The sequence below is a fragment of the Pseudomonas sp. CP-1 genome, from assembly GCF_021213715.1.
In the GTDB taxonomy this organism is placed as follows: domain Bacteria; phylum Pseudomonadota; class Gammaproteobacteria; order Pseudomonadales; family Pseudomonadaceae; genus Pseudomonas; species Pseudomonas aeruginosa.
On record NZ_JAJQKY010000040.1, the window covers coordinates 1 to 7,845 of the forward strand.

Consider the following 7,845-nt stretch of genomic DNA (forward strand, 5'->3'; position numbering starts at 1 on the left):
GCCGGGCCGGGGGTGGGCTGAACGACGAAGCCTCGACAGGATGTCGGCTCGGTCTCACCCCAAGACGCCGAACCGCATGCGTTTTGAAGGGCGAACGACCGGCCCGGATGGCCGGGCTGGTGGTGGGCTGAACGACGAAGCCTCGACAGGATGTCGGCTCGGTCTCACCCCAAGACGCCGAACCGCATGCGTTTTGAAGGGCGAACGACCGGCCAGGATGGCCGGGCCGGGGGTTAGCTGAACGACGAAGCCTCGACAGGATGTCAACTCGGCCTCACCCAAGACGCCAAACCGCATGGGTTTTGAAGGGGGAGCGGCCGCAGGACGGCCGTGCTCCTGCGGTTCCTGCCTACAACGCAAACGGCAAATGAATCTCCACGTTCTGCCGTTGCGCCAGGCGCATCTCGAACTCCGCCGGATCATGGATCAGCACGTCCTGTCCGGCGAACGCCTCGGCGGCGATCAGTCGCGACAGCCAGAAGCGCACGCAGGCGACCCGCAGCATGCTCGGCCAGTGCTCGGCTTCCAGCGCGGTGAACGGCCGGCGGTTGGCGTAGGCGGCGAGCAGGGCGCGGGCGCGGGCCGGGTCCAGGCTGCCGTCGGCATTGGAGCACCAGTCGTTCAGGGTGATCGCCAGGTCGTAGAGCATCCAGCCGGAGCAGGCGTTGTAGAAGTCGATCAGGCCGGCCAGGTGCGGGCCGTCGAACAGCACGTTGTCGCGGAACAGGTCGGCATGCAGGTTGGCGCGCGGCAGCGCAGGGCGCTCGGCATCCAGCGCGGCGATCTCCGCCAGGGCCGGGGCGAGCAGGGCGCGGGCCTGTTCCGGTAGTCGCGGGGCGAGGTTGGCACCTTGTTCCAGCATCCAGGGCAGGCCACGGTCGCTGGGGCGTTCGAGGATGCGCCCGCGGGTGGCGGCGTGAAGGTGGCCGAGCAGATCGCCCACTTCCTGGCAGTGGTGGGCGTTCGGCTGCCGCTCGTGGCGGCCGGCCAGGCGCGGTTGCAGCAGCGCCGGCTTGCCTTCGAGACGGCGCAGGGCCTCGCCGTCGCGGGTGCGCAGGGCGTAGGGTACCGGCAGGCCGTCCTCGTGGAGCACGTCGAGCAGTTCGATGAAGAACGGCAGGTCCTGCACCGGCCCGCGCTCGACCAGGGTCAGGACGAACTCGCCGTGTTCCAGGCTGACGAAGAAGTTGCTGTTCTCGGAGCCTTCGGCGATGCCACGGAAATCCCGCAGGCGGCCCAGGTCGTAGGGGGCGAGGAAGGCTTCCAGGGTCGAGCGTTCGAGTGGGGTGAACACCGACATGTCAGCGCGGCCTCGCCAGGTTGGAAATGCACATCACCAGCTGAAGATCTCCCATTGTGGAATCAGCTTGTCCGGCTGGTCGGAGCGAATGAAGTTGCCATCGCTGCCGTCGGCGCGGACCAGGAAATAGGATTTGCCATGCTTGGGAACCACCTTGATGGCGTAGAGGAAGCCATTCACGCGGTATTCCTGGATGGTCTTGTCGCCCTCCTGGCGGATGGTTACGTCGGGCTCGCCGGAGGGCGCGTCGTCGTCCGCCGCCATCGCGACGAGCGGGGCGAACGCCAGCAGTCCGGCGAGCATCAAGCGGTTCAGCGTACGCATGGTAACCTTGCTCCTTTATCGAATCGTCCAGGGTTCATTCTACACGCCCTGGTCTCCGGAAAAGGTTGATTCCCCTCATGAGCCAAGCGCCCCTCGTCCTGGTGGACGGTTCCTCGTACCTGTACCGCGCCTTCCATGCCCTGCCGCCGCTGACCACCTCGACCGGCAAGCCCACCGGTGCGGTGAAGGGCGTGCTGAACATGCTCCTGAGCCTGCGCAAGCAGTACCCGGACAGCCCGTTCGCGGTGGTCTTCGACGCCAAGGGCCCGACCTTCCGCGACGAGCTGTTCGCCGAGTACAAGGCCAACCGGCCGTCGATGCCCGACGACCTGCGGGTCCAGGTCGAGCCGCTGCATGCCAGCGTCCGCGCCCTCGGCCTGCCGCTGCTGTGCGTGGAGGGGGTCGAGGCCGACGACGTGATCGGCACCCTGGCGCGCAGCAGCGCCGCGGCTGACCGCCCGGTGGTGATTTCCACCGGCGACAAGGACATGGCGCAACTGGTCGACGGGCACATTACGCTGGTCAACACCATGACCGGTAGCCGCCTCGACGTGGATGGCGTGAAAGAGAAATTCGGCGTCGGTCCTGAGCTGATCATCGATTTCCTCGCCCTGATGGGCGACAAGGTCGACAACATCCCCGGCGTTCCCGGCGTCGGCGAGAAAACCGCGCTGGGCCTGCTGACCGGCGTCGGTGGCGGCCTGGAGGTGCTCTACGCCAGCCTGGACAAGGTGCCCGAGCTACCGATCCGCGGCGCCAAGGGTTTGCCGGCGAAGCTCGAGGAAAATCGCGAGCAGGCGTTCCTGTCCTATCAGTTGGCGACCATCAAGACCGACGTCGAACTGGACGTGGAGATCGACAAGCTGTATCCCGGCGAGCCGCAGCGCGAAGCGCTGATCGCCCTGTACCGCGAGCTGGAGTTCAAGAACTGGCTGGACGACCTCCTGCGCGAGGCCAAGGAGGCCGGCGAGAGCGGCGAGGCGGAAACGCCTATCCAGGCCGAGGTCGACTACGACGTGGTGCTCGACCAGGCCGGGTTCGACGCCTGGCTGAAGAAGCTGGAGGAGGCCGAGCTGATCGCCTTCGATACCGAGACCACCAGCATCGACGCCCAGCAGGCGCAGGTGGTGGGGGTGTCCTTCGCCGTGAAGGAGGGCGAGGCCGCCTACGTGCCGCTGGCCCACAGCTACATGGGCGTTCCCGAGCAACTGGACCGTGACGCGGTGCTGCGTGCGTTGAAACCGCTGCTGGAGGATCCGAAGAAGCTCAAGGTCGGCCAGCATGCCAAGTACGACATCAATGTCCTGGCCAATGCCAGCACCCCCATCGCGCTGCGGGGCGTAGCCTACGACACCATGCTCGAGTCCTATGTGCTGGACTCCACCGCCACTCGCCACGACATGGACAGCCTGGCCCTGAAGTACCTCGGCCACAGCACCATCCGTTTCGAGGACATCGCCGGCAAGGGCGCCAAGCAACTGACCTTTGACCAGATCGCCATCGAACAGGCCGGGCCCTATGCGGCGGAGGACGCCGACGTGACCCTGCGCCTGCACCAGGCCCTGTGGCAGAAGCTGGAGGCGATCCCGTCCCTGGCCAGGGTCCTGACCGATATCGAGATGCCGCTGGTACCGGTGCTGGCGCGGATCGAGCGCAACGGCGCGCTGGTCGACGCCAACCTGCTGGGCATCCAGAGCCGCGAACTGGGCGAGAAGATGGTCGCCCTGGAGCGCCAGGCATACGACCTGGCGGGGCAGGAATTCAACCTCGGCTCGCCCAAGCAGCTCGGCGCGATCCTCTACGACAAGCTCGGCCTGCCGGTTCTGAGCAAGACCGCGACCGGCCAGCCGTCCACCGCCGAGGCGGTGCTCGCCGAACTGGCCGAGCAGGACTTCGAGCTGCCCAAGGTGATCATGCAGTACCGCTCCATGAGCAAGCTCAAGAGCACCTACACCGACCGCCTGCCCGAGCAGATCAACCCGCGCACCGGGCGCATCCATACCTCATACCACCAGGCGGTGGCGGCTACCGGGCGGCTGTCGTCGAGCGACCCGAACCTGCAGAACATCCCGATCCGCACCGCGGAGGGCCGGCGCATCCGCCAGGCGTTCGTCGCGCCGCAGGGCTACAAGCTATTGGCCGCGGACTACTCGCAGATCGAGCTGCGGATCATGGCCCACCTGGCCAAGGACGACGGCCTGCTGGATGCCTTCCGCCACGACCTGGACGTACACCGCGCCACCGCGGCGGAAGTCTTCGGCGTGCCGCTGGAAGACGTCAGCGGCGACCAGCGACGCAGCGCCAAGGCGATCAACTTCGGATTGATCTACGGCATGAGCGCCTTCGGCCTGGCCAAGCAGATCGGCGTCGAGCGCAAGGAGGCCCAGGCCTACATCGACCGTTACTTCGCCCGCTACCCCGGCGTCCTGGCGTACATGGAACGGACCCGCGCCCAGGCCGCGGAGCAGGGCTTCGTCGAAACCCTGTTCGGCCGTCGTCTGTACCTGCCGGAGATCCATTCGAAGAACGGTGCCATGCGCAAGGCCGCCGAGCGCACCGCGATCAACGCGCCGATGCAGGGCACCGCGGCGGACATCATGAAGCGCGCCATGGTCGCTGTGGATAACTGGCTACTGGAAAGCGGCCTCGATGCCCGGGTGATCCTCCAGGTGCACGACGAACTGGTGCTGGAAGTGCGTGAGGACCTGGTCGAGCAGGTGCACGAGGGAATCCGTCCGTTGATGAGCGGTGCGGCGACCCTGGACGTACCGCTGGTGGTCGAGGCGGGTGTCGGTTCGAACTGGGACGAAGCCCACTGATGAACGGTTGCGAGGCCCGTGTGGCGGGCCTTGCGAGCAGGTCCGGAGTGCCCGGTGAGGGTGCCGTGGAAAAGTTTTTCGCGGTGCGCTGAACTTTCCCGTTTTGCCGACAGTCAGAACACACGAATGGCTTCTTGAGCCCTTCGATGCTCCTTTGCAGTGTTTAGTGTTGGCAGATTCCTGGACCCCGCCCTAGCGGTCCGGACTTGAACCCCGAACTTCCCCCTCCCCATACGAAGCTCGGGGTTTTTTTTGCCTGGAATTCAGGCTTCCTCGAACGCCTCTTGTTCCTCGTCCAGCAGGCCCAGCCATTGCGCCAGGACCATTTGCGCCTCGTCGATGCCCTGGCGCTTGGGCGCGGAGAACAGTTGCAGGGTGGCGACGTCGCCCCAGCCTTGCTGGACTTCCCGGCGTACCTTGAGCAGGGCGTTCTTGGCCGCGCCGAAGGCCAGCTTGTCGGCCTTGGTCATCAGCACATGGATCGGCAGCTGGCTGGCCTGTGCCCAATCCAGCATCAGTCGGTCGAAGTCGGTGAGCGGATGGCGGATGTCCATCATCAGGAACACCCCGGCCAGGCTTGCGCGGCTGCTCAGGTAGGCTTCCAGGTGGCGCTGCCAGTGCTGCTTCAGGGGGATCGGCACCTTCGCGTAGCCGTAGCCGGGCAGGTCCACCAGGCGCCGCGAGTCGTCCAGGGCGAAGAAATTGAGCAGTTGGGTACGTCCCGGGGTTTTCGAGGTGCGCGCCAGGTTGGCGTGGGTGAGGGTGTTCAGCGCGCTCGACTTGCCGGCATTGGAGCGCCCGGCGAAAGCGACTTCCAGGCCTTCGTCGGGGGGGCACTGGTCGACCTGGGCGGCACTGATGAGAAAGCTGGCCTTCTGGCACAGGCCGACGATGGGGTTCTTCTCTGACATGGGTTATCCACAGGGGTGCGACTCGGTGTCGCGGGGGGCTGTTTCGTTTCCGTTTCGGTATCGGAAGTATATAATGCCGCGGATTTTGTGTGCGCTTTATCCCCCAGGGTCGAGCGCGCGCGGGAACGGACAGAGCATTTTCCGCGCGGTAGAACGCGGGCGTTCCCCCTGATGAGGACGATCATGAAGAAACTGCTGCTCGCAGCGACAGTCGTTGCGGTGGCCGTTACGGCGCAGGCGGCGCAGGACCCGGAAGCAGTGTTCAACCGGACCTGTGGCGCGTGTCACGACGGCCAGCTGCCGATGGCGCCGAAAAAGGGCGACCATGCCGCCTGGGAGCCGCGGCTGGCCAAGGGCATGCCGACCCTGGTCCAGCATGTGACCAACGGATTCAACGCCATGCCGCCCCGCGGCCTGTGCACCGACTGCAGTGCCGAAGACTACCAGGCAACCATCCAGTGGATGGTGAAGAAGTAGCCGAAGCCCACTATCTTTCACCCTTAGCCGTAATTGGATTAGCTGATGAACAAACTTCTCGTGAGTCTGCTGTTGACCCTGGGTCTGACCGGCCTTGCCCATGCCGCTGGCGATGCCGCCGCGGGCCAGGCGAAAGCCGCGGTATGCGGCGCCTGTCACGGTGCGGATGGCAACAGCCCGGCGCCGAACTTCCCGAAACTGGCCGGCCAGGGCGAGCGTTACCTGCTCAAGCAGATGCATGACATCAAGGACGGCAAGCGTACCGTGCTGGAAATGACCGGCCTGCTGACCAACCTCAGCGACCAGGACCTGGCCGACATCGCCGCCTACTTCGCCAGCCAGAAGATGAGCGTCGGCATGGCCGATCCGAACCTGGTGGCCCAGGGCGAAGCGCTGTTCCGCGGCGGCAAGATCGCCGAAGGCATGCCGGCCTGCACCGGTTGCCATTCCCCGAGCGGCGTCGGCATCGCAACCGCCGGTTTCCCGCACCTGGGCGGCCAGCACGCGACCTACGTGGCCAAGCAGCTGACCGACTTCCGCGAAGGCACCCGCACCAACGACGGCGACACCAAGATCATGCAGTCCATCGCCGCCAAGCTGTCGAACAAGGACATCGCCGCGATTTCCAGCTACATCCAGGGTCTGCACTGATCGCTGCGTAGCACGGCAAAAAAGATGTATGAAAAAGGGTGGCCTCGGCTGCCCTTTTTTGCGTCCGCCATCGCTACAATGCTGGAACCCGTGACCGCTCCCCCCGGTCGAACTGACCGGGCCGAACCCGGCCGGAGAGCGGCACTGACCTCGCCTAGGAGTGAACGATGCGTAACCTGATTCTCACCGCCATGCTGGCCATGGCCAGCCTGTTCGGCATGGCCGCCCAGGCCGACGACTATACCGCCGGCAAGGAATACGTCGAGCTGAGCAGCCCGGTGCCGGTGTCCCAGCCGGGCAAGATCGAAGTGGTGGAACTGTTCTGGTATGGCTGCCCGCATTGCTACGCGTTCGAGCCGACCATCGTGCCGTGGAGCGAGAAGCTGCCGGCAGATGTCCATTTCGTGCGCCTGCCTGCCCTGTTCGGCGGTATCTGGAACGTCCATGGGCAGATGTTCCTGACCCTGGAAAGCATGGGCGTCGAGCATGACGTCCACAACGCCGTGTTCGAGGCGATCCACAAGGAGCACAAGAAGCTCGCCACTCCGGAAGAAATGGCCGATTTCCTCGCCGGCAAGGGCGTGGACAAGGAAAAATTCCTGAGCACCTATAATTCCTTTGCCATCAAGGGCCAGATGGAAAAGGCCAAGAAGCTGGCGATGGCCTACCAGGTCACCGGCGTACCGACCATGGTGGTCAATGGCAAATACCGCTTCGACATCGGCTCCGCCGGTGGTCCGGAGGAAACCCTCAAGCTGGCCGACTACCTGATCGAGAAAGAGCGCGCAGCGGCCAAGAAGTAGGCAAGGTGATTCGGCATGTTGCGCCGCTGGCAGCGTGAACCTCGGGTCGCAGGCAGCTGCGACCCGCGAGTGAACCCCTCCTGTGACGATTCGCGGGAGCTGCCCGACGACGGCCGCCTGCGCCTTCTCAGCTTCAACATCCAGGTCGGTATCAGCACCGAGCGCTACCGCCACTACCTGACCCGCGGTTGGCAGCACCTGCTGCCCCACGCGGGGCGGGCGACCAACCTGAAGCGGATCGGCGAACTGCTCGCCGACTACGATCTCGTCGCCCTCCAGGAAGCCGACGGCGGCAGCCTGCGTTCCGGCTACGTCAACCAGGTCGAGCACCTGGCCCAGTTGGGGGCGTTCCCCTACTGGTACCAGCAGCTCAACCGCAACCTCGGGCGTATCGCCCAGCACAGCAACGGCCTGCTCAGCCGCTGGCGGCCGACCCTGCTGGAAGATCATCCGTTGCCCGGTCCGCCGGGACGCGGCGCGATCTTCGTGCGCTTTGGCGAAGGCGCCGACGCGCTTGTAGCGCGGCGCGAAATTTGGCGCGGATTTGCGCAATAAATGAC

General features: G+C 65.4%; 7 protein-coding genes and 1 pseudogene. 5 read left to right on the plus strand and 3 right to left on the minus strand.

Annotated features, from left to right (window positions below):
- Window positions 1–349 precede the first annotated feature (349 nt).
- Both LT948_RS32730 and LT948_RS32735 read right to left on the minus strand, forming a co-directional pair.
- Window positions 350–1,300 (minus strand): homoserine kinase, encoded by a 951-nt coding sequence (locus tag LT948_RS32730; RefSeq protein WP_003110565.1) that lies wholly within the window; start codon window positions 1,298–1,300, stop codon window positions 350–352.
- Window positions 1,301–1,333: 33 nt separating this feature from the next.
- Entirely contained in the window at window positions 1,334–1,624 is a 291-nt protein-coding gene (locus LT948_RS32735) for a DUF2782 domain-containing protein (RefSeq protein WP_218816329.1), read from the minus strand.
- 77 nt (window positions 1,625–1,701) lie between these two features.
- Here LT948_RS32735 and polA point away from each other — a divergent pair, with 77 nt between their 5' ends.
- Complete coding sequence (gene polA, locus LT948_RS32740) at window positions 1,702–4,443, plus strand: DNA polymerase I (protein ID WP_033996096.1); 2,742 nt, start codon at window positions 1,702–1,704, stop codon at window positions 4,441–4,443.
- Between the two features lie 263 nt (window positions 4,444–4,706).
- On the opposite strand, the gene yihA is transcribed toward polA, so the two are convergent.
- Window positions 4,707–5,354, minus strand: a complete 648-nt coding sequence (gene yihA, locus LT948_RS32745) for a ribosome biogenesis GTP-binding protein YihA/YsxC (RefSeq protein WP_003161102.1) — start codon at window positions 5,352–5,354, stop codon at window positions 4,707–4,709.
- A gap of 183 nt (window positions 5,355–5,537) precedes the next feature.
- Here yihA and LT948_RS32750 point away from each other — a divergent pair, with 183 nt between their 5' ends.
- From LT948_RS32750 to LT948_RS32765, 4 genes and pseudogenes are all read left to right on the plus strand, one after another.
- The gene (locus LT948_RS32750) at window positions 5,538–5,831 is read left to right on the plus strand and encodes a c-type cytochrome (protein ID WP_003096979.1); all 294 of its coding nucleotides are present in this window, start codon (window positions 5,538–5,540) and stop codon (window positions 5,829–5,831) included.
- 45 nt (window positions 5,832–5,876) lie between these two features.
- Window positions 5,877–6,482, plus strand: a complete 606-nt coding sequence (locus LT948_RS32755) for a c-type cytochrome (protein ID WP_003102831.1) — start codon at window positions 5,877–5,879, stop codon at window positions 6,480–6,482.
- Between the two features lie 167 nt (window positions 6,483–6,649).
- Entirely contained in the window at window positions 6,650–7,285 is a 636-nt protein-coding gene (gene dsbA, locus LT948_RS32760) for a thiol:disulfide interchange protein DsbA (RefSeq protein ID WP_003096976.1), read from the plus strand.
- A 15-nt stretch (window positions 7,286–7,300) separates the two neighbouring features.
- Window positions 7,301–7,804 (plus strand): annotated as a pseudogene (locus tag LT948_RS32765) (endonuclease/exonuclease/phosphatase family protein); the annotation flags it as partial.
- Window positions 7,805–7,845: the final 41 nt, after the last annotated feature.